The sequence below is a fragment of the Betaproteobacteria bacterium genome, from assembly GCA_009377585.1.
Lineage (GTDB): Bacteria > Pseudomonadota > Gammaproteobacteria > Burkholderiales > WYBJ01 > WYBJ01.
In genome coordinates, this window is record WHTS01000002.1 from 32,807 (window position 1) to 57,354 (window position 24,548).

Annotated in this window: 28 protein-coding genes; 15 read left to right on the forward strand and 13 right to left on the reverse strand. The window is 65.7% G+C overall.

The window, feature by feature from the left end:
* Window positions 1-9: 9 nt before the first annotated feature.
* The 4 genes from GEV05_00925 (at window position 10) to GEV05_00940 (ending at window position 3,010) form a co-directional block, all read left to right on the forward strand.
* Window positions 10-600 (forward strand): DUF3617 family protein, encoded by a 591-nt coding sequence (locus tag GEV05_00925; protein ID MPZ41966.1) that lies wholly within the window; start codon window positions 10-12, stop codon window positions 598-600.
* A gap of 186 nt (window positions 601-786) precedes the next feature.
* Window positions 787-1,521, forward strand: a complete 735-nt coding sequence (locus GEV05_00930) for an RraA family protein (GenBank protein ID MPZ41967.1) — start codon at window positions 787-789, stop codon at window positions 1,519-1,521.
* Window positions 1,522-1,658: 137 nt separating this feature from the next.
* Window positions 1,659-2,390, forward strand: a complete 732-nt coding sequence (locus tag GEV05_00935) for a maleate cis-trans isomerase (protein MPZ41968.1) — start codon at window positions 1,659-1,661, stop codon at window positions 2,388-2,390.
* 146 nt (window positions 2,391-2,536) lie between these two features.
* Window positions 2,537-3,010 (forward strand): hypothetical protein, encoded by a 474-nt coding sequence (locus GEV05_00940; GenBank protein ID MPZ41969.1) that lies wholly within the window; start codon window positions 2,537-2,539, stop codon window positions 3,008-3,010.
* Between the two features lie 100 nt (window positions 3,011-3,110).
* On the opposite strand, the gene GEV05_00945 is transcribed toward GEV05_00940, so the two are convergent.
* The 10 genes from GEV05_00945 to GEV05_00990 form a co-directional block, all read right to left on the reverse strand.
* The gene (locus GEV05_00945; protein MPZ41970.1) at window positions 3,111-3,449 is read right to left on the reverse strand and encodes a hypothetical protein; all 339 of its coding nucleotides are present in this window, start codon (window positions 3,447-3,449) and stop codon (window positions 3,111-3,113) included.
* A 40-nt stretch (window positions 3,450-3,489) separates the two neighbouring features.
* Window positions 3,490-4,350, reverse strand: a complete 861-nt coding sequence (locus tag GEV05_00950; protein MPZ41971.1) for an oxaloacetate decarboxylase — start codon at window positions 4,348-4,350, stop codon at window positions 3,490-3,492.
* 121 nt (window positions 4,351-4,471) lie between these two features.
* Window positions 4,472-5,884: an FAD-dependent oxidoreductase gene (locus GEV05_00955; GenBank protein ID MPZ41972.1), complete on the reverse strand. Its 1,413-nt coding sequence runs from the start codon at window positions 5,882-5,884 to the stop codon at window positions 4,472-4,474.
* Window positions 5,885-5,890: 6 nt separating this feature from the next.
* Entirely contained in the window at window positions 5,891-6,112 is a 222-nt protein-coding gene (locus GEV05_00960) for a hypothetical protein (GenBank protein MPZ41973.1), read from the reverse strand.
* 12 nt (window positions 6,113-6,124) lie between these two features.
* Entirely contained in the window at window positions 6,125-7,186 is a 1,062-nt protein-coding gene (locus GEV05_00965) for an NAD(P)H-binding protein (GenBank protein ID MPZ41974.1), read from the reverse strand.
* Window positions 7,187-8,161 carry a tripartite tricarboxylate transporter substrate binding protein gene (locus GEV05_00970; GenBank protein ID MPZ41975.1) on the reverse strand — a complete coding sequence of 325 codons (975 nt, stop codon included), beginning with the start codon at window positions 8,159-8,161 and terminating at the stop codon, window positions 7,187-7,189. It abuts the gene before it with no gap.
* Window positions 8,162-8,303: 142 nt separating this feature from the next.
* Entirely contained in the window at window positions 8,304-9,125 is an 822-nt protein-coding gene (locus GEV05_00975; GenBank protein MPZ41976.1) for an SDR family oxidoreductase, read from the reverse strand.
* A gap of 114 nt (window positions 9,126-9,239) precedes the next feature.
* The gene (locus tag GEV05_00980) at window positions 9,240-10,340 is read right to left on the reverse strand and encodes an LLM class flavin-dependent oxidoreductase (GenBank protein MPZ41977.1); all 1,101 of its coding nucleotides are present in this window, start codon (window positions 10,338-10,340) and stop codon (window positions 9,240-9,242) included.
* The gene (locus tag GEV05_00985; protein ID MPZ41978.1) at window positions 10,337-10,630 is read right to left on the reverse strand and encodes a hypothetical protein; all 294 of its coding nucleotides are present in this window, start codon (window positions 10,628-10,630) and stop codon (window positions 10,337-10,339) included. Before GEV05_00985 ends, GEV05_00980 begins: the two co-directional genes overlap by 4 nt.
* 64 nt (window positions 10,631-10,694) lie before the next feature.
* Window positions 10,695-11,090: an RNA-binding protein gene (locus GEV05_00990; protein ID MPZ41979.1), complete on the reverse strand. Its 396-nt coding sequence runs from the start codon at window positions 11,088-11,090 to the stop codon at window positions 10,695-10,697.
* A 140-nt stretch (window positions 11,091-11,230) separates the two neighbouring features.
* Here GEV05_00990 and pdhA point away from each other — a divergent pair, with 140 nt between their 5' ends.
* The 5 genes from pdhA to GEV05_01015 all read left to right on the forward strand — a co-directional run bounded on the left by pdhA (window position 11,231) and on the right by GEV05_01015 (window position 15,792).
* Window positions 11,231-12,322 (forward strand): pyruvate dehydrogenase (acetyl-transferring) E1 component subunit alpha, encoded by a 1,092-nt coding sequence (gene pdhA / locus GEV05_00995; GenBank protein MPZ41980.1) that lies wholly within the window; start codon window positions 11,231-11,233, stop codon window positions 12,320-12,322.
* Window positions 12,300-13,280 (forward strand): alpha-ketoacid dehydrogenase subunit beta, encoded by a 981-nt coding sequence (locus GEV05_01000; GenBank protein ID MPZ41981.1) that lies wholly within the window; start codon window positions 12,300-12,302, stop codon window positions 13,278-13,280. Before pdhA ends, GEV05_01000 begins: the two co-directional genes overlap by 23 nt.
* Before the next feature lie 119 nt (window positions 13,281-13,399).
* A complete protein-coding gene (locus GEV05_01005; GenBank protein MPZ41982.1) occupies window positions 13,400-14,500 on the forward strand; it encodes a 2-oxo acid dehydrogenase subunit E2 in 1,101 nt (366 codons plus the stop codon).
* A gap of 195 nt (window positions 14,501-14,695) precedes the next feature.
* Entirely contained in the window at window positions 14,696-15,364 is a 669-nt protein-coding gene (locus tag GEV05_01010; protein MPZ41983.1) for a dienelactone hydrolase family protein, read from the forward strand.
* Window positions 15,365-15,465: 101 nt separating this feature from the next.
* Window positions 15,466-15,792, forward strand: coding sequence for an antibiotic biosynthesis monooxygenase (locus GEV05_01015; protein ID MPZ41984.1), 327 nt, complete (start codon window positions 15,466-15,468; stop codon window positions 15,790-15,792).
* Window positions 15,793-15,835: 43 nt separating this feature from the next.
* On the opposite strand, the gene ppk2 is transcribed toward GEV05_01015, so the two are convergent.
* Window positions 15,836-16,603, reverse strand: a complete 768-nt coding sequence (ppk2, locus tag GEV05_01020; GenBank protein MPZ41985.1) for a polyphosphate kinase 2 — start codon at window positions 16,601-16,603, stop codon at window positions 15,836-15,838.
* Between the two features lie 127 nt (window positions 16,604-16,730).
* The gene (locus GEV05_01025; protein MPZ41986.1) at window positions 16,731-17,318 is read right to left on the reverse strand and encodes a glutathione S-transferase; all 588 of its coding nucleotides are present in this window, start codon (window positions 17,316-17,318) and stop codon (window positions 16,731-16,733) included.
* A gap of 175 nt (window positions 17,319-17,493) precedes the next feature.
* Here GEV05_01025 and GEV05_01030 point away from each other — a divergent pair, with 175 nt between their 5' ends.
* On the forward strand, window positions 17,494-17,946 hold the full coding sequence (locus GEV05_01030; protein MPZ41987.1) for an NUDIX domain-containing protein: 453 nt from the start codon (window positions 17,494-17,496) through the stop codon (window positions 17,944-17,946).
* A 6-nt stretch (window positions 17,947-17,952) separates the two neighbouring features.
* Here GEV05_01030 and GEV05_01035 read toward each other — a convergent pair whose 3' ends face one another.
* On the reverse strand, window positions 17,953-19,008 hold the full coding sequence (locus GEV05_01035; GenBank protein MPZ41988.1) for an NAD-dependent isocitrate dehydrogenase: 1,056 nt from the start codon (window positions 19,006-19,008) through the stop codon (window positions 17,953-17,955).
* 406 nt (window positions 19,009-19,414) lie between these two features.
* On the opposite strand from GEV05_01035, the gene acnA reads away from it, so the two are divergent.
* From acnA to GEV05_01060, 5 genes are all read left to right on the forward strand, one after another.
* Complete coding sequence (acnA, locus tag GEV05_01040) at window positions 19,415-22,102, forward strand: aconitate hydratase AcnA (protein MPZ41989.1); 2,688 nt, start codon at window positions 19,415-19,417, stop codon at window positions 22,100-22,102.
* A gap of 203 nt (window positions 22,103-22,305) precedes the next feature.
* The gene (gene msrB, locus GEV05_01045) at window positions 22,306-22,701 is read left to right on the forward strand and encodes a peptide-methionine (R)-S-oxide reductase MsrB (protein ID MPZ41990.1); all 396 of its coding nucleotides are present in this window, start codon (window positions 22,306-22,308) and stop codon (window positions 22,699-22,701) included.
* Window positions 22,702-22,777: 76 nt separating this feature from the next.
* Window positions 22,778-23,317 (forward strand): septation protein A, encoded by a 540-nt coding sequence (locus GEV05_01050; protein MPZ41991.1) that lies wholly within the window; start codon window positions 22,778-22,780, stop codon window positions 23,315-23,317.
* 100 nt (window positions 23,318-23,417) lie between these two features.
* Window positions 23,418-23,681 (forward strand): BolA/IbaG family iron-sulfur metabolism protein, encoded by a 264-nt coding sequence (locus GEV05_01055; GenBank protein MPZ41992.1) that lies wholly within the window; start codon window positions 23,418-23,420, stop codon window positions 23,679-23,681.
* A gap of 24 nt (window positions 23,682-23,705) precedes the next feature.
* Window positions 23,706-24,527: a peptidylprolyl isomerase gene (locus GEV05_01060; GenBank protein MPZ41993.1), complete on the forward strand. Its 822-nt coding sequence runs from the start codon at window positions 23,706-23,708 to the stop codon at window positions 24,525-24,527.
* The last annotated feature ends 21 nt before the right edge of the window (window positions 24,528-24,548 follow it).

The following is a 24,548-nucleotide window of genomic DNA, read 5'->3' on the forward strand; positions in this document are numbered from 1 at the left end:
AGTGCCTGCATGCCGGCTGTAGCGTTTCGGATCACTCTCGGCGCCTGCGCGCTTCTTGCGCCGATCGTCGCCGTTCAGGCCGCATCCATGGACGCGCCCAAGCGCAAGCCGGGCCTGTGGCAACAGACCGTGACTACCACCGGGCTGGCCGTTCCACCGCAGTCGATGAGCATGTGCACCGACGAGAAGACCGACGACCTGATCGCTTCGCGCGCCGGGCAAAGCCAGGAATGCCAGCAGCAGTCGACACGGCGCGAAGGCAGCGTCTTCGTGGTCGATGCCGTCTGCCGCAGCGGCAACACGACCATACGCACCCACGGCCGCTTCAGCGGCGACTTCGCCACGCGCTATTCGGGGGAGCTGCGCTCGACCTTCGAGCCACCGATGCAGGGCATGAAAGAGATGTCGCAGAAGATCGATGCGCGCTGGGTCGGCCCCTGCAAGCCGGGACAGAAGCCGGGCGACGTGGTGATGGACAACATGGGTGGCATGAACATGAACGAGATGATGAATGCCGATCCGCAGAAGATGAAGGAGCTGATGCAGCAGATGCAACAGATGCAGCAGATGCAGCAGATGCAGAAAAGCGCGCCGCGGTAGAGCAAGCGCAGGAATACGGCGGAGCAAGACGATGACGCTTCCCGACACGCTGCGAAGCTTCGCACCTCGCCCCGGTTCGACCGGCAGCTTCCGCGATCTCTCGGTGCTCGAGCAAGCCGGCCTCGGCCGCGTCTCGCGCCTGCCCGTCTCGCTATGGTCTGATCCCAATCAACGCAGGAGGAACGCATGGCTACGGAAATCAAGACGCTCGGCAAGCTGCCCCGAAGCGCGTTCGGTACCCTGGAAGTCCCGCGGCTGCCCGAGGAAATCGTCGCGGGATTCTCCGCGCTGGTCGATCTGACGGGCACGGTCTCGGATGCGATGGACAACCTCGGCTTGTTCGCGGCGCTGCCCGCCTCGACGCTCGCCCCGACCCTTGCGGGCAAGCGCATCATCGGTCACGCCGTAACGGTGCGCAACGTCGAGCGCCAGCAGTCGGTTCACACCGCCGCGGCCGAAGGCATCAACCGCATGGGCGAGACCGAAGCGTACAACCTGGCCCGGCACGGCGACGTGATCGTCATCGAGGGCCTGTTCGGCTGCTCCAACATGGGCGGGCAGTCGGCCACCATCGCCCACCGCCAGGGCTGCGCAGGCGCTGTCATCGACGGCTCCTATCGCGATCCCGATGCGTCGCGGGGCTTAAGCTTCCCCATCTGGGCGCGCGGCGTAACGCAGATCACCGGCAAATGGCGCCTGGAAACCGTGGAAGTGAACGGCCGGGTGCGAGTCTGCAACGTGTCGGTCGACGCCGGCGATCTCGTCCTGGCCGACGACGCCGGCGTGGTGTTCGTGCCCAAGGCGCATGCCGCCGCGATTCTGGCCGAAGCGCGCAAGATCGATGCCGGCGACAGCAAGCGCAAGCAGGACATCGACGCGGGCGTGGACATCGGGTCTCTGGTCAATAAGAAATACAAGTGAGCTCGGTGCAGGGTGAAAGGTGAAGGGTGAGGGGCGCCCAAGCGTCCAGCATGCAACTCACCGACGGACCGCCACTTCACCTTTCACTCTTCACATTTCACTCAACAACATCCCTCATATTCTTCAAGCGCATAACAATGTCCCTCGCCTCCAAGCGCATCGGCCTGCTCGTCCCCTCCTCCAACTCGACCGTCGAAGTCGAGTTCTACCGGACGCTCCCGCAGGACGTATCGTTGCACGTCGCCCGCCTGCCGATCACGCAAGTGAATCCCGAGTCGATCGCCGGGATGGTGGATCCGCTGGAAAGCGAATCGAAGAAGCTTGCGAGCGCGGATGTCGACGTGATCGTGCTCGGGGCCGCGGCGCCGAGCTTCCTCAAGGGCATGGGCTACGACCGCGAGATGTCGCAGCGGATCGCGCAGGCCACCGGCAAGCCGGCCACCACCGCATCGACCGCGCTGCTGCAATCGCTCGCCGCACTCGGGGCCAAGCGCGTTGCCCTCGGCACCGCTTATACGACCAAGGTGAACGACATCGCGATCGCGTTCCTGCGTGCCAACGGCATCGAAGTCGTCAAGACCGAGTGCCTCGGATACGAGGACAATCTCGAGATCGGCCGCCTCGACGTGCAGAGCGCCTGCGACCTCGGCCGCCGCATCGCCTGCCCCGAAGCGCAGGCGATCGCGTTTCTATGCACCAACTGGCAATCGATGACCATCATCGAGCGGCTGGAACGCGATACCGGGCTGCCGGTGCTTTCGAGCACGCAGTTCAGCGTCTGGGCGGCGCTGAAGACCATCGGGTACGCAGGGCGGATCGAGGGCTACGGCAGGCTGCTGCGCGAAATGCCGGCGCTGCCTGCATCCTGAGCTCGACCTCTCCCCTCGGCAGACGACGTTCGGTCTAGACCTTTCCCTTCTTGGACGGCTTCGGACGATCTCGGTATCGTGCTTGAAGAGCATGCAGAATCCATCACAGCATGGATCGGAATCGGCACTCTCCGGGAGCATTCGTAATGTCTCTCGAGACCTGGGAGCTATTGAGCTACATCGTCACGGTGATCGGCCTGCCGCTCGCGATCGTGGTGTACATCCACGACCAGCGCAAGGAGCGCGAGAACGAGGATGAAGAGGTCTACCAGCTCCTCTCGGACAACTACCAGGAGTTCCTCAAGGTCGCGCTGGAGAATCCGGACCTGCGGCTTTTCTCGGCGGAATCCGCCGGCGAACTCACCGTCGAGCAGCGCGAGCGCAAGCTCATCGTGTTCAACATGCTGATCTCGCTCTTCGAGCGCGCCTACCTCGTCCTGTACGAAGAATCGATGAGCGACAAGCAGGCGCGGCGCTGGCGCTCGTGGGAAGACTACATGCGCGAATGGTGCGCGCGGCCGGATTTCCGGCGGGCGCTGCCCGAGCTGCTGCGCGGCGAGGATCCCGAGTTCGTCGCTTACATCCGCGGCCTCGCGACCGCAGCCGAGCCTGCGGCCTGACATCTCATGGCGCTCGCCTTGGGCTTGATATTTCAGGCAAGTCCAGGTTGCTCAGCTCCAGCATCCGTCTCCGAGCCGGCTGCCGCCTGACAAGGCCTCGCTACGGCTTTGCCAGCCCCAGGTCCACCAGCACGCCCTTCATCGCCTTGTACTCGCTGTCGATGGTCGCGTGCAGCTCCGCCCCGGTCTTGAAGAAGTCGCCCCAGTAGTTGTAACCGATCTGATTGCCGCCGCCCGGGCGGTGGACGAGGGTGAAGCTCGTGTTGAGGACCTTGCTCGCGACGAAGGTGCGCTCGATCCCCCGGGCGAGCTTGTCGAGAGTGCCGCCGGGCGCCACGGGCACGACGAGCTCCACGTTTTTCTGCGACGACCAACCTTGCGCCTGCGCGCAATCGATACCGAGCAGAGCAAAAGCAGCCAATGCGCATGCAGCTTTCATCTCACCCTCCTCCTGTGATCCGTCCGGGATTACCGCTACTTCATTTCAAGTACTCACCCTGCCAGCGTTTGTAATCCTTCTGCCGTAGCGCCACGTCGAGCAGTTCCTCGGAGGCGACCTTGTCTTTCAGCGCCGCAGTCGTCCCGCCCTCGCGCAGGTGCTTGAGCGTGTCGTACACAGCCTTGACGGACGCATAGAGCGGCTGGTGCCCTTGCAGCGCGACGCGCACGCCATGCTCGGCCAGCCATTGCTTGTCGGAAAGCTCGGGCGTGGCGCCGCCGAGTATCAGGGGCAAGCGGCAGATCTCGTGCACGGCCTCGATCTCGGCGCGCTTGGTGCCGCCGACCAGGAAGATCGCATCCACGCCGGTATCCTGCGCGGCTTTCACCCGCTCGATCGTCTCCGGGATGCCGGAGAGCTTCAGCCCGTTGGTGCGACCGATCACCGTGAGCGACGGGTCCTGGCGCGCGGCGACCGCGGCCTTCAACTTGCCGACGAACTCGGGAATCGTGATCATCTGCTCGCCCTTGGCGCCGAACGCGGTCGGGAGGACCGTATCCTCGATCGTCAAGCCCGACACGCCGGCGGTTTCGAGCTCTTCGACGGTTCGCATGACGTTGATCGCGTTGCCGTAGCCGTGATCGGCGTCGACCATGAGCGGCATGGGCGAGGCGCGGCAAATGCGCAGGATCTGGTCCGCGAACTCGGTCAGCGTCAGGACGATGATGTCCGGCGCACCCAGCACGGTGGCCGAGGCGGTGGAGCCGGCGAACATTCCGACCTCGAACCCGAGCGAGGCGGCGATGCGCGCCGACATGGCGTCGAACACCGACGCCGGGTGGACGCAGACGTTTCCTTGCAGGATTTCGCGATAGCGCGCGCGGCGTGCGGTGAGCAGCATGATGTTTCCTTCCCTGTCCTGTGAAGACTTTCCCATTATCCACGAGTCGTTACCGAGCTGGCGGGAATCAGATTCTGGGTCTTGCCCTGGACTGCCGTCGACGCGGCAGCGACAAAAATTGCTATCCGAGCGCGCAAGCGATTCGCTCTGCCGCGCGAATGCCGAACGTCGCCGCCTTGATGAGCCCGCCGACATAGCCCACGCCGCTGCCGCCCTCGAGCCCGCCGGTGGTGGTGCCGACGGCATACAGCCCGTCGATGCTTCCACCGCCGCCCGTGCGCAACACCTGTCCGTCGGGATCGATCGCGATGCCGCCCATGGTGTAGGTAATCCCGGCGCACAACGGCACCGCGTAGAACGGCGGCTTCGCCACCGGCATCGCAGCGATGCGGGTCGATGTGCGACGTGGGGCGAGGTCCTCGAGCTTGCCCGCAGCCAGCGCCTGGTTGTAACCCGCCACGGTGAGCTCGAAGCGCTCGGCGGGCACGCCTATGATCTCGGCCAGCGCCGTGAGCGTTCTGGCCTCGTGCACCGTCCCGCCCGCTTTCACCAGGTTCGGGTTGGCTGGAATGCGCGCCGCCTTGCCGGGGCCGTTCCAGACGGCATCGTCGAACACCGCCCAGGTCGAGAGCGGATCGGGCAGGCGCGCGATCATGTTGGCGACATAGACCCCACCCATGCCCTCGTCGGTGAAGCGCTCGCCGCGCGCATCGACCACGATCCCGGCGGTGCCCAGCTCGTCGAGCTGCGGATAAGGCCAGACCTTGTCGTTATGAAACGAATCGCGCGACAGCATGTGACCGTAGAAGGCATCGAGCCGGGTCACTGCGGCGCCGAGCGACTGTGCCATGCGCAGGCCGTCGCCCACGCCGGTCGAAGCGCCGCGCTGCATCAGCTTCTCGGGCGCCGGTGTGATGTGTTTGCCGATGAGGTCGAAGCTCGCCTGATAGCCGCCGTCGGCGATGACCACGGCCTTGGCGCCGAACTGAACGGAGCTGCCCTCGCGTTCGGCTTCCACGCCCACGCACCGACCGCCCGCCTCCATCAGCGCTCGCGCTGCCGTACCGCGCAGCACCGCACCGCCGCGCTGGATCAAATTGGCTTCCAGCGTGCGCAGCGTGACATCGGGGCCGCGTCCCTTCCAGTCGAGCCCCGGCGTGATGGGCCGCGGCGGCGCAAGCACGTGCTGCTGCCACACGATCTGACCGACGCGAATGAACTTGGCGCCTTCACTGCGCAGCCACTCGACGGCGCGGCGCGCATCCTCGGCGAGCGCGCGGGCCAGCGCCGGATCGCATTCGCCCAGCGTCGCTTCCTCGATGACCTGGACCAGATTCTCGGCCGGCTCCTGCACGTTGTGTTGCGAGATGTGCAGAATGCCGCCCGAGAAGCGCGAATTGCACAGGTACTGCGGCTCGGTCCCGCGCTCCAGCACCGCCGCCTTCAATCCCAGCTGCGCGGCCCGGCAGGCGGCGCTCAGGCCGCCGAGCCCGCCGCCCACCACGACCACGTCCCAGTCACTTCGACTCGCCATACGTCCTCATTTCGGCAGGAGCATATCGGCGATCACGCGCACCAGCTCCACGTAGCTCTTCATCAGAAAATAAACCACCGCGGCCGCGACGGCCCCGGCCACCAGCGCAAACCAATGCACGCCGAGAACCACCAGGGCGACCGCGCCCAGCAGCGGCAATACGCCGATCGCGATGGCAAGCAGGTTGCCGCGCTCGACGATGAACTTGATGGTCGGATACGAATCCATCGCCGCCCTCCCTCAGGCAATGACACGCTCGGCGCGCAGGCGCTCGAACAAGCGCAAGAACATTCGCGTCGTGTCGACCTTCTCGTCGAAGCCGAAAGCGCGCGCCTTCGACAATTCCGAGACGACATCGTACTCGCAAGCGAAGCGCGAGCTCGGCGCCCGATAGTCGCCCTGCGCCCACGCCGCGATGCGCTCATAGGGAAAAGATGCGAGGCCGTCGGCCTCGGACAACCGCAGCCACGCGCCCTGGTGCTCGGCCAGGTACTCGGGCAGGCGCTTCGCCTGCGGCCCGGCTGCGTCGAGATCGAAGAATCCGGCCAATGAAGGCCAGATGTCCATCCAGCGAAAGATGTCGCCGTTGTTGATGTTGAACGCTTCGTTGCCGCAGGCCGACGTGGTCGAGCACCAGATGGCCGCGCGCGCGAGCAGCTCGGAATCGACCACGTTGAAGCGCGCCTCGGAACACGCCGGTGTCGACGGAAACGCCATCGACTCGCCCGCGGCGCGCGCGAGCGAGCCGTAGATGCCCAGCGCCACCGCCAGGTTGAGCGGATTGCCGCGCGCGTAGCCGCAGACCGAATGCGGCCGAACCGCGGTCCATGTCCAGCGCTTGCCGCGGGCGCGGGCACGCACGCAGTCTTCCTCGCTGTAGTAGAAATCGGCCCCGGGGACGCGCGGATCGGTCTCCCGCGCCGGCACCTTGAACGGCCCGAGGTGGCAGCCGTAGTACTTTGTTCCCTGCATCAGGTGCACGTTCTCGAGCCGCGCACTGCCTTGTTCCACGGCATCGAGCACGTTGCTCATGAGCCGCAGCCGCGTCGGGGAATCGGGCGCGTTGCCGCAGTAGAAAAGATGCGTCACTTCATTGAGCCGACCGAGCGTGCGCAAGCAGGCGTCCGGATCGGCGAGATCCACGGCGATATGGCGCAGGCGCGATGCGTCCAGGCCCGCGCGCAGCATCGGGGCCCGCCGCGACACCGCGTACACCGGCCAGCCCGCCGCAAGCAGCTCCTCGGTGAGCGGCGTGCCCGTGACGCCGGTCGCCCCGATCACCAGCGCGGTACGTTCCCCCATCTAGTTGACCACCTGGATCCCGGCTTCCTTGATGATGCGCGGCCACAGTGCCCATTCCTTTTTCAGGAACGCAGCCGCTTCTTCCGGCGTCGTGCCCTCGACCTCGTTGCCCAGCTCGGCCATGCGGGCCTTCACTTTCGGATCGGCGAGCGCCCCGACGATGGCCTTGTTCAGCCGATCCACGATCGGCCGCGGCGTACTGGCGGGTACAACGACGACTTGCCATTCGTTGTAGTTGTAGTCCTTGAGGCCCAGCTCCTGCAGCGTCGGCACTTCCGGCAAGGTCGACGAGCGTTTGTAGTAGGTGAGCGCCAGCGCGCGCAAGCGGCCATCCTTGATATGGTGTGAGGCCGAGCTGATGGTCGCGAACAGCAGGTCGATTTGCCCGCCCACCAGTGCCGCGACCGCCGGTCCGCCGCCCTTGAACGGCACGTGCACCATGTCGACTTTGGTATAGCTGCGGAACACTTCCGTGGTGAGCTGATTGGCGCTGCCGTTGCCCGCGGAACCGAAGTTGAGCTTGCCGGGGTTCTTGCGCGCGAGCCGGATGAGATCGTCGAGTGTTTTCACCGGCAGCGACGGATGCACCGACACCACCATCGGCACGACGGCCACCTTGCTCACCGGGGTGAAGTCCTTCTGCACGTCGAACGGAAGCTTCTTGAACAGACTCGGATTCGCCGCGAATGCGATGTTTGCGAGCAGCATCGTGTACCCGTCGGGTGCCGCTTTCGCGACCAGGTCGAAGCCCGGGATGGCTGCGCCGCCAGCGCGATTCTCGGCCACGATCTGTTGCCCGAGCGTCTGCGACATGTGGGGCGAGAGGGTGCGCGCAGTGATGTCGGTCGCACCACCGGGCGAGTACGGGATGATCCAGCGGATCGGCTTGGTCGGATAGTCCTGCGCCAACGCCGCGCTCGCCACCCATGCTGCGACGGCCAACGAGGCTGCAATCGGTAGAGCGAAAGTTCTCAAGACACGTCCTCCTCGGTTATCGGCATGACCGCATTCGTCGGTCTGCGGCGTGCGATTGCATTCGAGTTTCACGCCGCGTCGCGCGAACGATCGCATTATCGCTCAGGGTCGGCGACGCATCGGGTCGCCGCGACGCGGGCGCTCACCGGCTGCTCGCGCCTGCTGCCGCAAAGTCTTCTTCCAGCAAGGTTCGCACGCGCGGCATGCCGATCGACACCGCACCGCCGTCGACCACGATCTCGGCGGCGTTGATATAGCTGGCTTCGTCACTCGCCAGGAACAGCACCGCCTGAGCGACCTCGTAGGGACGCGACGCGCGCTTGAGCGGCATGACGCGCTCGTTCGCATAGCGATAGCCGGGCGTCGCGCTCGCGGCCATGCCGGTATCGGTGACCTGCGCCGGATGCACCGAGTTCACGCGGATGCCCCAGTCGAGCAACTCCAGCGCAGCCGCCTTGGTCACCCCGCGCAGGCCCCACTTGCTCGCGGCATAGGCGACCCCCGGATGGCCCAGCAGCCCCGCCGTCGAAGAAATATTCACGATCGATCCACCGCCGCAATCGCGCATGAGCGGCGCCGCGGCCTGAATGCCGAGCATGGGGCCGGTGAGGTTGATGTCGATCACGCGCTGCCATTCGTGCGCCGGGATCGTGCGCACGCTCGTTCGGCTCACCACGCCGGCATTGTTGACGAGGACATCGAGCCGACCGTGCGCGCGGCGCACCTTGCGCATCGCCTGCTGCCAGCTTGTGGCCGCGACCACGTCGAGCGCGAGGAACGTCGCCGCGCCGCCCGCCTTGCGGATGGCGGCCGCGGCCGCCTTTCCCGGCGCTGGCACGACGTCGGTCAGCACGACCGCCGCCCCCTGTTCGGCGAACAGGCGCGCCTGCACACGACCCTGCCCGCCGCTGCCGCCGGTGATGAGAACCACCTTGCCCGTAAAGCGTTGCCTGCCTCGCGCCATGGCGATTCCCTCGTCTCTCGTCCCCGGTCTTCACGCCTGCCAGTCGCAGCATTCACCCGAGAACCGCAAAAAAAAGGGGCGTGGCCCAGGGCCTGGCCCCTTTTTTTCCCGTCCTTAGCCCTGACGGCTGCCGATCGCAGCATTCACCTGCGGCATCACCTGCTCGGCCATGAGCTCCATCGAGCGGCGGGCGAGCTTTGGGTCCGCCCAGTCGTGGCCGCAGTAGAGCAGCGTACCGAAATCGCCCACCGTCTCGCGGAACGCGAGAATCTGCTCGGCCACACTCGCGGGCGTGCCAGAGATGACCAGATGTTCCAGCATGTAGTCGACGGTCACTGCGGCTTCGGGCAGCGCAGGATCGTGCTTGAAGATGTCGGCATTGCCGGTCGACGATCGGCGCTTGGTCAGCAGGTTCCAGAAATAGAAGCCGTAGGGACCGTCCGCGCTCTTGGCATAACGGCGCGCAGTCGCTTCATCGTCCGCGACGAAGATCGATTTGCACACGCGCCAGTCCGAGGACCGCACCGTGTGCCCGCCCAGGCGGCAGCCCTGCTCGTACATCGGCCAGTGGGTCGCTGCCCATTTCGGTTGCAGGAAGTTCGCCGTGATCGGCGTCCAGCCGCGCTGCGCGGCCGCCATCAAGCCCTTCGAGTGCGGCACCACGACGGTCACGACGATGGGCGGATGCGGCTGCTGATAGGGCTTGATCATCACGCCCTGCCCCGCATCGCGGATGAGCGTCTTCTCGGTGCTCACGTTCCAGAAGCGGCCTTCGCGCCGGTACGGCGCATCCGTGGTCCACAACGCGAGGATGTGGTCGATCGCCTCGACGAACATGGCGTTGCGGTCGCGATCGAGGTTGCCGAGCGCCTCCATGTCCGAGCGCAGGCCGCCCGGACCGATGCCGAAGAGGAAGCGGCCTTCCAGCAGATGATCGATCATGGCGACGTGCGCGGCGACCTGCGCCGGGTGATTGTTCGGCAAGTTCACGGTGCCGCTGCCGAGCCTGATTTGGCGCGTTTCGGGCGCGACGTGGGCGATGAAGCTCAGGCACGAGGGAATCGATTCGCAGACATCGGTGACGTGCTCGCCGATCAGCGCATCGCAATAGCCCAGCCGGTCGGCAAGGATCACCGCTTCCCGATCCTCCTTCAGCGTTTCGGTCAGATTGCGCCCGGGCGGGTGCATCGGCATCGTGAAAAAACCGAGCTTCATACCGTCTCCTGCGTATTCGTATCAGGCTCGTGCCGATAAGCCTGCCACCAGCTTTCGGCCTGCGCCTGGCTCCAGGGATGACTCAACCCCAACTGCTCCAGTGTAACCAGGACTTCGGCGACGCTCCCAGGCCGCTCGTCGGGCTTGATGTCGCGATGGACCACGCCCTGCGCATGCGCTTCCTCGAGCGCAGCGCAGACCTGGCGCATGAGATCGATCGTGCGCGCGGGACCCAGCGAACCGTCGCGCGCCACCCGCGAAGACAGCGTGATGCCATCCCGATATTCCATCACATGGTGACATCCGCTTGCCCCGGAGGCTGGCTGCTGCGCGTGCCGTGGCGCTGCAGCGCCATCAATAGCCGCGCACTCGGCGCAGGTCGCGGCGCTGCTTCTTCTCCGGTCGCCCGCCGTGCTCGGGCTCGGGCTCGAAGCCGGCGCGCAACCTTCCGACCGCGGCGATGCGTAGGCCACGGCTTTGCTCGTCCTCCTCGTACAGCTCGCGCGCCATCGGCGCGGGTCCGCGCCGATCCGAAAGAGCGCGCACCGTGACGAGCCATTCGAAGGCGCCGATGCGGATCGCGAGCCGGTCGCCGATGCGCAACACCCGCGCCGGCTTGACGCGCTCGTCGCCGAGCTTCACCTTGCCGCCGTCGACCGCCTGCGCTGCCGCCGAGCGTGTCTTGAAGAAACGCGCGGCCCACAGCCACTTGTCGATACGCACGCGCTCGCTGTCGGCTTCGGGGTTCACGGCAGATGGATTCCGATCGACGGCACGCGCCGCCGGCAGCCGTATGGTATCGACTTCATGTTGCGTCAGGAAGCGGCCGCTCGGTTGTAGCTGCAGTGCAAACCAGCGACAATGGCCGCATCCCACGCGAGGAGTCCACGATGACGATTGTCGGCCGCTTCGAGATCGAAGCGCGACAGTATCTCGACGTTCAGGGGCGTGCGCTGCAAACGCTTCCCGAATCCGCGCGCGAGCCCGAGCTGCTCGTCTCGCTTTACCGCCAGATGGTGCTTGCGCGTGCGTTCGACCAGAAGATGCTCGCGCTGCAGCGCACGGGTCAGCTCGGCACCTTCGCCTCGGGGCTCGGCAAGGAAGCGATCGACATCGGCGTCACGTCCGCCATGCGCGCCGAGGACAGCCTGCTGATCACCTATCGGGAGACTGTGGCCCAGCTCGCCCGGGGCGTGAGCATGCTCGAGATCCTGCTCTACTGGGGTGGCGACGAGCGCGGCTCGAACTACGCCGTGCCGCGCACGGACTTTCCCGTCTGTATCACGATCGCGTCGCATTGTTGCCATGCCGTGGGGGCTGCGTATGCGATGAAGCTGCGCCGCCAGCCGAGGGTCGCGGTGTGCATGATCGGCGACGGCGCGAGCTCGAAGGGCGAGTTCTACGAGGCACTCAACGGCGCCGGCACCTGGCAGCTGCCGGTGGTGTTCGTCGTGACCAACAACCAATGGGCGATCTCGGTGCCGCGCAAGGTGCAAAGCGCCGCGCAAACGCTCGCCCAGAAGGCGATCGCGGCCGGCATCCCGGGCATCCAGGTCGATGGCAACGATCTGGTCGCCGTGCGCCAGGTGGCGCTGGAAGCGATCGAGCGCGCGCGCGCCGGCGGCGGCGCCACGCTCATCGAAGCAGTGAGTTACCGGCTCGCCGACCATACCACGGCGGACGATGCGAGCCGCTATCGCGACGCGGACGAAGTCGCAGCGGCCTGGCAGCGGGAACCGATCGGGCGGCTGCGCAACTACCTCCTCGGCATCGAGGCCTGGAGCAAGAGCGACGAGGAGGCTCTGCTCAGGCGCTGCGCCGACCAGGTGCAGGAAGCGACCCAGGCCTACCTGGACCATCCTGCGCCCGCGCCCGCGCAGATGTTCGATCAGCTGTACGCTTCGCTGCCGGCGGCGCTGGCGCCGCAGCGCCGCCAGGCGCTCGCCAAAGGAACGGCCGATGCCGCAGGTCACGCTGGTTGAGGCCGTCAACCTGGCGCTCGCTCGCGCCATGGCCGACGATGCCGAAGTGCTCGTGCTGGGCCAGGATGTCGGAACCGACGGCGGCGTATTTCGCGCCACCGTCGGGTTGCTGGAGCGCTTCGGACCCGAGCGGGTGATCGATACCCCGCTGGCCGAACAGCTCATCACCGGCATGACGATCGGCATGGCCGCGGAAGGGCTGAAGCCCGTCGCGGAGATCCAGTTCTCCGGCTTCGGCTACGTCTGCATCGACCAGATTCTCAATCATGCCGGACGCATGCGTCATCGCACGCAAGGCCGGATATCCTGTCCGATGGTGATGCGCACCCCATGCGGCGCCGGCATTCATCCGCCCGAGCATCATTCGGAAAGTCCGGAGGCGATGTTCGCTCACATCCCGGGCATCCGCGTCGTCTATCCCTCCTCGCCGCGGCGGGCATACGGGCTGCTGCTCGCAGCGATCCAGGACCCGGATCCGGTGGTGTTCCTGGAGCCCACGCGGCTCTACCGGCTGTTCAAGGAAGAGGTGGAAGACGACGCCAAGCCGCTCGCGCTCGACACCTGCTTCACGTTGCGGGAAGGTACGGACATCACCCTGGTCACCTGGGGAGCGATGGTGCACGAGACGCTGCAGGTCGCAAGTCGTCTGGAGCAGGAGGGCCTGTTCGCCGAGGTGATCGACGTGGCGACCCTGCGCCCGCTCGACATGGACACGATACTGGCATCGGTGGCGAAGACCGGGCGTTGCGTGGTCGTGACCGAAGCGCCGCGCAGCGGCAGCTTCGCGGCCGAGATCGCGGCCAATCTGGCCGAGCACGGGCTGCTGTCGCTGTTCGCGCCGGTGACGCGGGTCGCGTCCTATGACGTCGTCGTCCCGCTCTCGCGCCTGGAGGCCGCGTACATGCCTGGCACCGAACGCATCCTGGATGCGGTGCGCAAGTGTCTCGCGTTCGGGTAGCGGGAAGTGGCTTGTCTTCCCTCTCCTCACCCCCACCCCCACCCCCTCTCCCGGGGGGAGAGGGGAGCGCAGTGCGAAATCGCGCGTGATCGCGCGATTTCGACCTAAGGATCGAAGCGATGAGGATCTTCAAGTTGCCCGACCTCGGCGAAGGCTTGCAGGAAGCGGAGATCGTGCAGTGGCACGTCGCGGTCGGCGACCAAGTGAAGGCCGACCAGCCGATGGTCTCGGTCGAAACCGCCAAGGCGCTGGTCGATATCCCCGCACCTTACGCCGGCAAGGTCACGCGGCTGTTCGGCAAGCCGGGCGACATCGCGCACCTCGGCGCCCCGCTGGTCGGCTTCGAGGGCGAGGAGGCGCAGCAGGAAAGCACCACGGTGGTCGGCAAGGTGGAGTCCACCGGCCAGGTTATCGCGGAACAGAACATCGCACCGGTTCCGACCGCGGGCATCAAGGCGACGCCTGCCGTGCGTGCGCTCGCGCGCAAGCTCAACGTCGACCTGGCCATGGTCACCCCGACCGGCGCCGACGGGCTCCTCACAGCCGCCGATGTGAATCGTGCCGCGCGCATCCTGGCCGAGATCGGACCGCAGGAGGTGCTGCGCGGCACGCGCCGCTTCATGGCGCAGGCGATGACGCTGGCGCACGCGGAAGTCGCCGGCGCGACCCTCATGGACGATGCCGACATCGAAGCCTGGGCGCCCGGCACGCGCATTTTGCTGCGGCTCGTGCGTGCCTTGATTGCGGGCGCACGCGCCGAACCGGGTTTGAACGCGTGGTACGATAGCAAGACGATCGGCCGCCACATCATCCGGAAAGTCGATCTCGGTTTGGCGGTCGATACGCCGGATGGCCTGTTCGTGCCTGTGCTGCGCAACGCGGACACCATGGCGCCGGAACAATTGGCACCTGCGCTGCAGCGACTGATCGCGGATACGCAGGCCCGCCGGGTGCCCCCGGAAGATCTGCGCGGCAACACGATCACGCTGTCCAACTATGGCACCATCGCAGGTCGCTACGCTTCGCCGGTGGTGGTGCCGCCGACGGTCGCGATCCTGGGCGCCGGACGCGTGCGCGACGAAGTGGTGGCGCGCGCTCGGCAACCCGTGGTCCACCGCGTATTGCCGCTTTCGCTCACGTTCGATCACCGCTGCGTGACCGGCGGCGAAGCGGGACGCTTCCTGGCGGCGGCCATTGCCGATCTGGAACTGCCGGCGTAAGAAAAATGCGCCGGCTGCAATGCGGAACTGCCGGCGTAAGAAAAATGCGCCGGCTGCAATGCGGAACTGCCGGCGTAAGAAAAATGCGCCGGCTGCAGCACTGCCATGGCGTGCGGCGAACGGCCCCGGCCGCCCTCGCCGCGCCTGAGGGCGAGCGACATCGCTCGCGATTGACCAACGGAAAAGGAGAATGCAATGGGCAAGACGATCGAACTCACCGCGGCCGACGGCCACAAGTTCTCGGCATACCGCGCCGAGCCCGCCGGGAAGCCGCGCGGCGCCCTGATCGTGATCATGGAGATCTTCGGCGTCAATTCGCACATCCGCGCAGTCGCCGACGACTATGCCAGCGAAGGCTACCTCGCGATCGCGCCGGCCATGTTCGACCGCGTGCAGCCGGGTCTGGACATCGGCTACACCCCGCCGGACATCGAGGTCGGCCGCGCCGCCATGCAGAAGATGAAGCTCGACGACGCGATCAAGGACGTGGCCGCCGCCCTGGCCGACGTCAAGTCGGCCGGCAAGGTGGGCATCGTCGGCTACTGCTGGGGCGGCACCGTGTCGTGGAAATCGGCCTCCAGCGTCGACGGCCTTTCCGGTGCGATCGCCTACTATGGCGGCGGCATCCCCGGCCTGATCGGCGAGAAGCCCAAGGTTCCGGTGATGTTCCACTGGGGCGAGACCGACCAGTCGATCCCGCTGGACAAGGCGAAGGAAGTCGCGGCGGCGCACAAGGATCAGCAGCACTTCTTCTACCCCGCCGGCCACGGCTTCAACTGCGACCAGCGCGGCTCGTACAACGCCGACGCATCCAAGCTCGCCAAGAGCCGCAGTTTGGAGTTCCTGCGCAAGCACGTCGGCTAGAAACAAGATCTCGCGAAAAGGGTGAGGGGCTTTCCGCCTGCCAAGGGCGGGAGGCCCTTCGCCTTTTCCGTCTTCCTTTTCCATTTTTCGGGCAAGCCGCCATGAAGTTCATCTTCGAAGTCCGTATGAAGCCCGGCTACACGGTCGAGGAATACGCCGCTGCGTGGGTCGAGGCGAGCCGGGTCATCCAGCGCACGCCGGGCGCTCGAGGCACCTACCTGCACCGCAAGATCGGCGCGCCGGATACGCTGCTCGCCATCGCGCACTGGGACTCCAAGGCGCATCGCGATGCGAAGGACGATCGGCGCGACGTCACCGTGCGGGCCATCCTCGAGAAGCACGCAAGAAACTGCGAGACGACGCTCCTCGGCGAGTTCGAGGAGCCGGAATGGGCGGTGCTTCCCGGACAATCCGAGGCGAGCCCGTAGCACGACTCCCCTCGCCCGCATGCACGGAGCGGGCACGCACGGCTCAGTAGTACGGCGGAATCGGTTTCGGCTTCGCCGTGTACCGCTCCTTCAGAGGCTTGTGCCCGAGCGGCGGAAGCTCCAGCGGCTCGGCCTCCAGGGCCACGTCCGGCACATGCTCGAGCAGATGGCGGATGAGATTCAAGCGCCCGCGGCGCTGGTCGTTGAACTCGACGATATGCCATGGCGCGTGACGGCTGTGGCTCGCACGCAGCATCGCATCGCGCGCGCGCCCGTACTCGGCATACACCTGCCTCGCCTTCAGGTCGATCGGCGACAGCTTCCAGCGCTTCAACGGATCCTGCGCGCGCTCGGCGAAGCGCGCCTCCTGCTCATCCTGGTCCACCGCGAGCCAATACTTGAAGAGCAGGATACCGTCCTCCACCAGCATGCGCTCGAATACCGGCGCCTGTTGCAGGAACAGCGCATACGCGGCGTCGCTGCAAAAGCCCATTACCTTTTCCACACCCGCGCGGTTGTACCAGCTGCGGTCGAACATGACCCACTCGCCAGCGGCAGGAAGGTGCGCGACGTAGCGCTGGAAGTACCACTGCGTGCGCTCGCGCTCGCTCGGGCTGGCCAGCGCCGCGACATGCACCTGGCGCGGATTGAGCCGTTCGGCAATCGCGTTGATGCAGCCGCCCTTGCCCGCCGTATCGCGGCCCTCGAACACGATCACCATGCGCTTGCCCGTATGCTGCAGCCAGCGAGCCACATTGTTGAGCTCCAACTGCAGCGGTTCCACCAGTGCTTCGTACTTCTTCTTTTTCATGGGGCACGCAAACCTGCTAGCTCGTTTTCTGCGGTCGCGGCGTGGCGCGATCTTCGATCTCGCCCGCCCGAGTGCGCCCTGCCGCGGCGCCGGAAATGACGCCTGGGCGCGGTTCTTTCGAAACGGTTCAGCCGACCTTGAAGTAGCCCGGCAGCGCTTCGAAGCGCTTCACCCAGGCCTGCACCGCAGGATAGGGGTCGAGGGCGATGTTGCCTTCGGCTGCGCGCGCCGTGTACGGGTAGCAGGCGATGTCGGCAATCGTGGGGCGTCCCAGCGCCAGCCACTCGTTCCCGTGCAGGCGTCCCTCGAGCACGCCCAGCCCTTTGCGTCCCACCTCGGCGCCCTCCTCGTAGTGACCCGTCCGGATCCCTCGCACGATTCCGCGCGCGTATTGCAGCCCGAACTGGATCTCGTTCAGCGCCAGCGCGATCCACTGCATGATCTCGCCCATCTCGCCCGGATCGTTCGGCAGCCATGGCTCGCCGCCATACTTGCGCGCGATATAGATCAGGCACGCGCTCGAGTCCCAAAGCACGCGCCCCTCGTCCTCGAGGACCGGCACTTGCGAGCGCGGATTGAGGTCGGTGAAGGGCTTGCGCTTGTGCTCGCCGTTGGGAAAATCGACGATGACGGTTTCGTAGGGATGCTTCAGCATCGACAGCAGCAGCGCGACCTTGTAGCCGTTGCCCGAGTTCTTGGTGGTGTAGAGTTTCATCGAGCCTCCGATCGTCAAGCAGTAAAGCCGCCTGCAATCCAGGCGGTTTTCGAACCAGGGTGTTGCGAACGCCGCACTCGCATCTTATAACGCCGAGGGCGTCTCGTTCGCATCGCCTGTTTTCGAGCACGCTGCGGCCACCCCCGATCACCGGATCAGTTGCAGGAGGTCCCACATGGCGCGGAATATTTCGATCCCGAACGATCTGCTGCCGCCGCTCTCCGCCGGGGTGGTCGTCATGCGGCGCTTTCCGGATGGCTGGCGCTGCCTCGTATTGCGCGCCTACCGCAACTGGGACTTTCCCAAAGGCCTGGTCGAAGGCGATGAAGCACCGCGCGAGGCGGCTCAACGCGAAGTGTGGGAAGAAACCTCGCTTGGGGATCTGCGTTTCAACTGGGGCGAGGCGTACAAGGAGACGCTGCCGTATGCGGGCCGCAAGGTCGCGCGCTACTACATCGCGGAGTCGGCGTCCGATCCGGTCGTGCTGTCGATCTCCGAGGAGCTGGGGCGTCCCGAGCACGATGAGTTCCGTTGGGTGAGCTTCGACGCTGCCGAGGACGTGCTGCCGCCGCGCCTGGCGGTCGTGCTCGACTGGGCGCGCAACATGGTGGCGTCTCATCCTGACTGAACGCGATCAGCCCAGCCGCAGCACGATCGCCGCGGTCATCTCGCTGGTGCGCGCTGAACCGCCCAGGTCGCGCGTCACCGGCGTGCCTGCGCGCAGCACAGAGCGGAGCGCTGCTTCGATGCGTCGCGCAGCCTCGTCCTCGCCGATGTAGCGCAGCATCATCGCCGCCGAAAGAATGAGCGAGCACGGATTGGCCCGGTCCTGCCCGGCGAGGTCGGGCGCGCAGCCGTGCACGGCCTCGAACACGGCGCAGTCGGCGCCGATGTTCGCGCCCGGCGCCACACCCAGCCCGCCCACCAGGCCGGCCGTGAGATCGGACAGGATATCGCCGTAGAGATTGGGCAGCAGCAGGCAGTCGAAGCGCTCGGGCCGCATCACGAGCTCCATGCAAAGCGCATCGACCACGCGGCTATCCACCGCGATCGCCGGATAGTTCGCCAGCGTCTCCTTGCAGGCATCGAGGAACAGGCCGTCGGTCAACTTCAGCACATTGGACTTGTGGCCGATCGTCACCCGCCGCCGTCCGGTGCGTTGCATGTAATCGGCGACGAAACACGCCATCCGCTCGCTGCCCGAGCGCGTGATGCGTTTTACGGCCTCGGCCGTGTTCTCGTCGGCCATGCGTTCGAGCCCGAGGTACAAGTCCTCGCTGTTCTCGCGAAAGAGCACCAGGTCGATGTCACGATAACGCGAGGCGATGCCCTCGAAGCTCTTCGCCGGCCGGACGTTGGCGAACAGCTCCAGCTCGCCCCGCAAAGCGATCGTCGGCCCGGGATAGCTGCGCTCCTCGATGCGGCCGTGGGCGCGGCGCGCCTTGCGCGTGACGCGAAAATCGCCGCCGAAGGTGTTGCCCATCGGTCCTTTCAAAGCCACCCGGTTGCGCAGAACCGACTCGTAGACCGCTTCGGGCACCGCGACACCGGTGCGTTCCAGGCTCGACATGCCGGCATCGACACACTCCCACTGCACGTTCGCACCGGCCGCGTCCACGACCTCCCGCGCAGCCGCGGTGACTTCCGGACCGATGCCGTCGCCGGGAATGAGCGTGATGATCGTGGCCATGGTGAAAGGGCACCTCGGGTCGGTACTGAACTGTCGTCCAATACCGAACGCTCAACAATGGGAAGCGGTCGTAAGGCGCTCACCGCAAGGGTTCGCCCCTGTGCGTGATGCGGGCAAGCGGCGTGCGCGCGCCAAGGCGTTGGCCGAAGCGCCCGGCATTTGCCGGAAAGACAACGCCATCGGTGGCGCGAAACGCGCATCGGGCATGTCCTGCGTGCCCCGGCGCGCCTACAATGTCGAGAGCCCGTTTGCTATACTCATCCGGTTTCGCGATTGCTTACACCTTGATCCTCAAAGTTTCCCGCATTCCGGCCGGCTCTGCAGCTCGCAGGGCAATCGGCGTTGCCAGTGCAAGACCTCTTACGGGCTCGCTTCGGGCGGCCCGATTCGTGAACAGGAGCCCCCGATGAGCAGCAACCCTTTCAACACCCAGCAGCAGTTCCAGTTCGGCGCCGGCAAGAGCGGTCAGTACCACTCGCTGCCTGCTCTGGAAAAGGCGGGCGTGGGCAACATTTCGCGCCTGCCCATTTCGCTGCGCATCGTGCTGGAGTCGGCGCTGCGCAACCTCGACGGGCGCAAGATCACCGAGGCGCACGTCCGCGAGCTCGCCAACTGGTCGCCACGGGGCGATCGCACCTCGGAGGTTCCGTTCGTGGTCGCGCGCGTGCTGCTGCAGGACATGACGGGCGTTCCGCTGGTGGTGGATTTCGCGGCCATGCGCGAAGCGGCCAAGAAGATGGGCAAGAACCCCGAGATCATCGAGCCGCTGTGCCCCGGGCACCTCATCATCGATCACTCGGTGCAGGTCGACAACTTCGCCTCGCCGGATGCGCTCACCAAGAACATGGAAATCGAGTTCATGCGCAATCGGGAGCGCTACCAGTTCCTGAAATGGAGCGCGCAGGCCTTCAAGACCTTCGTCACCGTACCGCCGGGCAACGGCATCTGCCACCAGGTGAACCTCGAATACATATCACAAGTGGTCTGGCACAACGACGGCATGTTCTACCCCGATACCCTGGTGGGCACCGACTCGCACACCACCATGGTGAACGGACTGGGTGTGCTGGGCTGGGGCGTGGGCGGCATCGAGGCCGAGGCGACCATGCTCGGCCAGCCGATGTACTTCCTGCAGCCGGACGTGGTCGGGGTGCACCTGAAGGGCAAGCTGCAGGATGGCGTCACGGCCACCGACCTGGTGCTTCGCATCGTGCAGCTGCTGCGCGAGAAGAAGGTGGTGGCGAAGTTCGTCGAGTTCTTCGGCGATGGCGCGGCTTCCCTCACCATCCCGGACCGGGCCACGATCGGCAACATGGCGCCGGAATACGGCGCGACCTGCGGCTTCTTCCCCATCGACGATACCTCGTGCGAGTACTTGCGCATCACGGGTCGCGGTGAAGCAGCCGAGCTCGCCAAAGCCTACTACCAGGCGCAGAACATGTTCGGCATGCCGAAACCGGGCGAGATCGACTACAGCGAGGTGATCGAGCTCGACCTGGGCAGCGTGGTGCCCGCCGTGTCGGGCCCGCGGCGCCCGCACGACCGGCTCGATCTGCCGGCGCTCAAAGGCAAGCTGGCGGAGCTGATGGGCAAGACGATGGCCGAGGGCGGTTACGGCAAATCGGCGGCGGCGTTGAACGAGCGCTTCGAGACCAACCTGCCCGACATCGACATCGGCCACGGCGACGTGCTGATTGCGGCCATCACCTCGTGCACCAACACCTCCAACCCGGGCGTGTTGCTCGCGGCCGGATTGCTGGCGAAGAAAGCCGTGGAAAAGGGCTTGAAACCGCATCCGCGGGTAAAGACCTCCTTGGGGCCGGGCTCGCGCGCGGTCGAAAAGTATCTGCAAGACGCTGCCCTGCAGCCCTACCTCGACCAGCTCGGCTTCAACGTGGTCGCATTCGGCTGCACCACTTGCATCGGCAACAGCGGGCCGCTCGATCCGGCGATCGAGGAAGCCATCACCAAGAACGACATCGTGGGCGCGGCCGTGCTGTCCGGCAACCGCAATTTCGAAGCGCGCATCCACCAGGCGATCCGCGCCAACTTCCTGGCCAGCCCGCCCCTGGTCGTCGCCTTCGCGCTCGCCGGCACGGTCAATATCGACATCTCCAAGGATGCGCTCGGCAGCGGCAAGGACGGGAAGCCGGTCTACCTGAAGGACATCTGGCCCTCCACTGCCGAAGTGGCCGCGGTGATGAAGTACGCCACCGATCCCGAGATGTTCAAGAAGGTGTTTTCGGCCTTCAAGGAAGGCAACCCCATGTGGGATGAAATCCCCACCTCGTCCGGCGCGACCTTCCAATGGGATCCCAAGTCCACCTACGTGCGCTATCCGCCCTACTTCGACGGCTTCACGATGGAGTCGGGCAAGGCCGCCGACGTCAAGAACGCGCGCACGCTGGCGACGTTCGGCGATTCCATCACCACCGATCACATCAGCCCCGCAGGCGGCATCCGTCCGAGCGCACCGGCCGGAAGATACCTGCAGTCGGAGGGGGTGGGCATCGAGAACTTCAACACCTACGGCGCGCGTCGCGGCAACCACGAAGTGATGATGCGTGGCACCTTCGCCAACGTGCGCATCAAGAACCTCATGGTCCCGGGCACCGAGGGCGGCGTCACGGTCTACCAACCCTCCGGCGAGCAGATCAGCATCTACGATGCGGCGATGAAGTACAAGCAGGAAGGCGTGCCGCTGGTGGTGTTCGGCGGCGACGAGTACGGTCAGGGCTCCTCGCGCGACTGGGCGGCCAAGGGCCCGCAACTGCTGGGCGTCAAGGTCGTGGTGGCGCGCAGCTTCGAGCGCATTCACCGCGCCAACCTGGTGTTCATGGGCATCCTGCCGCTCGAATTCAAGGAAGGCATCAGTGCGCAGTCGCTCGCGCTCGACGGGTCGGAAGTATTCGATTTCACCGGGCTCGAAGGGGGCCTCGCACCGCGCCAGCACGTGATCATGACCATCCGCCGCAAGAATGGAGCGAGCGAGAGCGTGCCTTTGAGCCTGCGCATCGACACGCCCATCGAGGTCGATTACTACCTGCATGGGGGCATCCTGCCTTACGTGCTGCGGGAGCTGTTGGCCGCGTAAGCGGCGGGGCGCGGACCCGGGACGCTCGACGTTCGGGTTCGCCTGCCACTTCCCGCTAGCGCTACGGATCGAACTTGCCGCCCGCTCGCGGGTCTTTCTTAGGTTGCCGCAGAGACACGAACGCGTCAGAGACGCATAAGGCACGCGTCAGAGACGCATAAGGCACGCGTCAGAGATCGCCAGCCCGCGACAGGAGATCGGAGATGGCCAAGATCGAGAAACCCGAAGCCGAGTGGAAGTCCCAATTGACGCCGGAGCAATACCAGGTCACGCGCCGCAAAGGCACCGAGCCGGCATTCACGGGCCAGTATTGGGACAACCACGCCGAGGGCATCTATCGCTGCGTATGCTGCGCTACGCCGCTGTTCCGATCGAATGAAAAGTTCGACTCCGGCAGCGGCTGGCCGAGCTATTGGCAACCGCTCGATCCCGCGGCGGTCCGAACCGAGGGCGACTTCAGCCATCTCATGCAGCGCACCGAAGTGCTTTGCGCAACTTGCGATGCCCACCTGGGTCACGTGTTCGAAGATGGGCCGGCGCCTACGGGCCGGCGCTACTGCATCAATTCGGCGGCGCTGAAGTTCGAACCGCCCAAGTAAGGCCGCGCTGATCGCGCCATTTCCGAAGTCCCCGCTCGGTTGTGTTCGTTCCGGTGAGCGGTCATAATGCCGCGCCATGAAATTCCTGTTCGATATCTTCCCTGTCGTCCTGTTCTTTGCCGCCTACAAGCTTGCCGACATCTTCGTCGCCACCACGGTCGCCATAGCGGCCACTTTCGTCCAGATCGGCTGGGTCTGGATGAGAACCCGCAAGGTCGAGCCGATGTTGTGGGTGAGCTTTGCCATCATCGTGGTGTTCGGCGGCGCGACACTGTTGCTGCGCGACGAGACGTTCATCAAGTGGAAGCCCACGGTGCTCTACTGGTTGTTCGGGGCGGCGCTGCTTATCGCCGCCCACGGTTTCGGCAAAAATCTGATCCGCGCGATGATGGGTTCGCAGATCGCGCTGCCCGATCGGGTCTGGACGCGGCTCAACCAGAGCTGGGTCGGTTTCTTCGTCGTGATGGGCGTATTGAACCTATACGTCGCGTACAGCTTTTCCACCGATACCTGGGTCGATTTCAAGCTCTTCGGCGGCACCGGCCTGATGCTGCTGTTCGTCCTGGGCCAGGCGCTGATGCTCACCAAGTACGCCGAGGACAAGGGACCCGGTTGATGCCTGCCGCGATGCCGGCTGCCCTCCACGCCCTCGTGCCCCCCGCACCCGGCCGCAACTTTTGTAGGTACGCCGGCTTGCAGCGGCGAACCGTTGGCCCGTGACCACCGTCCAATCCATCGAGCACTTGCTGGCGGAGCTCGAACCGGAATCGATCGAGCTTATCGACGATTCGGCGCGCCATGCCGGCCACGCCGGAGCTCGCAGCGGCGGCGGCCACTACGAGCTGACCGTGGTCTCGCCCCGCTTTGCCGGCAAGTCGCGGCTCGAGCGCCATCGCATGGTGTACACGGCCCTCGGGCCCCTCATGCAGCGCGAGATCCACGCGCTGGCCCTGCGCACCTACGCCCCCGGCGAGCTGTGAAATCCATTCTCTAAAGGAAAGTCGATGAAAACGTATTTCTCCCTGCTGCTCGGCATGCCGCTGGCAGCCATGCTCGTCGCCCTGCCGGTGTCCGCGCAGGACAAGGGGGCCGGGGCGCCAGCCCAGAACGGAACGATCGCCACCGTGAACGGCAAGCCCATTTCGCAAGCGAGGCTGGAGATCCTGGTGCGCGAACGCGTGGCCCAGGGACAGGAGGATTCGCCGGAGCTGCGCAGCTTCCTCAAGCAGGAGCTCATCAACCGCGAGGTGCTGCAGCAGGAATCGGTGAAGCGCGGGCTGGACAAGAACGAGCAGGTCATGCTGCAGCTCGAAATGGTGCGCCAGGGCGTGCTGGTGGCCGCATTCCTGCAGGATCACCTGCGCAAGAACCAGCCGAACGAGGCTACCCTCAAGAGCGAGTACGAACGCATCAAGGCCCAGCAGGGCGACAAGGAGTATCGCGCCCGGCACATCCTGGTGAAGACCGAAGAGGAAGCGAAGGATGCGCTCGCGCAGCTCGCCAAGGGCACCAAGTTCGAAGCGATCGCATCGGAGAAATCCCTCGACACGGGCTCGAAGGCCAACGGCGGTGACTTGAACTGGGCGCCGCCGGGACGCTATGTCAAACCCTTTGCCGAAGCCCTCACCAAGCTCAAGAAGGGCGAGACCACCAAGACCCCGGTGCAGACCCAGTTCGGCTGGCATGTCATCCAGCTGCAGGACGAGCGTCCCCTCAAGGTGCCGACCTACGACGAGGCAAAGAAGCAGCTCGTCCAGATGATGAGCCAGCAATCGCTGCAAAAGCTGGTCGCGGACCTGCGCGCGAAGGCGAAGATCTCCGAGTAGCACCACCACAAAGGGCGACGG

Excerpts from the sequence above, each read along its gene's own strand:
- GEV05_01000 (MPZ41981.1), top strand. The coding sequence starts at position 12,300 with ATGCCGCAGGTCACGCTGGTTGAGGCCGTCAACCTGGCGCTCGCTCGC.
- GEV05_00925 (MPZ41966.1), top strand. The coding sequence starts at position 10 with ATGCCGGCTGTAGCGTTTCGGATCACTCTCGGCGCCTGCGCGCTTCTT.
- GEV05_00935 (MPZ41968.1), top strand. The coding sequence starts at position 1,659 with ATGTCCCTCGCCTCCAAGCGCATCGGCCTGCTCGTCCCCTCCTCCAAC.
- ppk2 (MPZ41985.1), bottom strand. The coding sequence starts at position 16,603 with ATGAAAAAGAAGAAGTACGAAGCACTGGTGGAACCGCTGCAGTTGGAG.
- pdhA (MPZ41980.1), top strand. The coding sequence starts at position 11,231 with ATGACGATTGTCGGCCGCTTCGAGATCGAAGCGCGACAGTATCTCGAC.
- GEV05_01025 (MPZ41986.1), bottom strand. The coding sequence starts at position 17,318 with ATGAAACTCTACACCACCAAGAACTCGGGCAACGGCTACAAGGTCGCG.
- GEV05_01050 (MPZ41991.1), top strand. The coding sequence starts at position 22,778 with ATGAAATTCCTGTTCGATATCTTCCCTGTCGTCCTGTTCTTTGCCGCC.
- acnA (MPZ41989.1), top strand. The coding sequence starts at position 19,415 with ATGAGCAGCAACCCTTTCAACACCCAGCAGCAGTTCCAGTTCGGCGCC.
- GEV05_01005 (MPZ41982.1), top strand. The coding sequence starts at position 13,400 with ATGAGGATCTTCAAGTTGCCCGACCTCGGCGAAGGCTTGCAGGAAGCG.
- GEV05_00930 (MPZ41967.1), top strand. The coding sequence starts at position 787 with ATGGCTACGGAAATCAAGACGCTCGGCAAGCTGCCCCGAAGCGCGTTC.
- GEV05_00960 (MPZ41973.1), bottom strand. The coding sequence starts at position 6,112 with ATGGATTCGTATCCGACCATCAAGTTCATCGTCGAGCGCGGCAACCTG.
- GEV05_00980 (MPZ41977.1), bottom strand. The coding sequence starts at position 10,340 with ATGAAGCTCGGTTTTTTCACGATGCCGATGCACCCGCCCGGGCGCAAT.
- GEV05_00940 (MPZ41969.1), top strand. The coding sequence starts at position 2,537 with ATGTCTCTCGAGACCTGGGAGCTATTGAGCTACATCGTCACGGTGATC.
- GEV05_00955 (MPZ41972.1), bottom strand. The coding sequence starts at position 5,884 with ATGGCGAGTCGAAGTGACTGGGACGTGGTCGTGGTGGGCGGCGGGCTC.
- GEV05_01010 (MPZ41983.1), top strand. The coding sequence starts at position 14,696 with ATGGGCAAGACGATCGAACTCACCGCGGCCGACGGCCACAAGTTCTCG.
- msrB (MPZ41990.1), top strand. The coding sequence starts at position 22,306 with ATGGCCAAGATCGAGAAACCCGAAGCCGAGTGGAAGTCCCAATTGACG.
- GEV05_00950 (MPZ41971.1), bottom strand. The coding sequence starts at position 4,350 with ATGCTGCTCACCGCACGCCGCGCGCGCTATCGCGAAATCCTGCAAGGA.
- GEV05_00975 (MPZ41976.1), bottom strand. The coding sequence starts at position 9,125 with ATGGCGCGAGGCAGGCAACGCTTTACGGGCAAGGTGGTTCTCATCACC.
- GEV05_01060 (MPZ41993.1), top strand. The coding sequence starts at position 23,706 with ATGAAAACGTATTTCTCCCTGCTGCTCGGCATGCCGCTGGCAGCCATG.
- GEV05_00945 (MPZ41970.1), bottom strand. The coding sequence starts at position 3,449 with ATGAAAGCTGCATGCGCATTGGCTGCTTTTGCTCTGCTCGGTATCGAT.
- GEV05_01015 (MPZ41984.1), top strand. The coding sequence starts at position 15,466 with ATGAAGTTCATCTTCGAAGTCCGTATGAAGCCCGGCTACACGGTCGAG.
- GEV05_00965 (MPZ41974.1), bottom strand. The coding sequence starts at position 7,186 with ATGGGGGAACGTACCGCGCTGGTGATCGGGGCGACCGGCGTCACGGGC.
- GEV05_00985 (MPZ41978.1), bottom strand. The coding sequence starts at position 10,630 with ATGGAATATCGGGATGGCATCACGCTGTCTTCGCGGGTGGCGCGCGAC.
- GEV05_01035 (MPZ41988.1), bottom strand. The coding sequence starts at position 19,008 with ATGGCCACGATCATCACGCTCATTCCCGGCGACGGCATCGGTCCGGAA.
- GEV05_01030 (MPZ41987.1), top strand. The coding sequence starts at position 17,494 with ATGGCGCGGAATATTTCGATCCCGAACGATCTGCTGCCGCCGCTCTCC.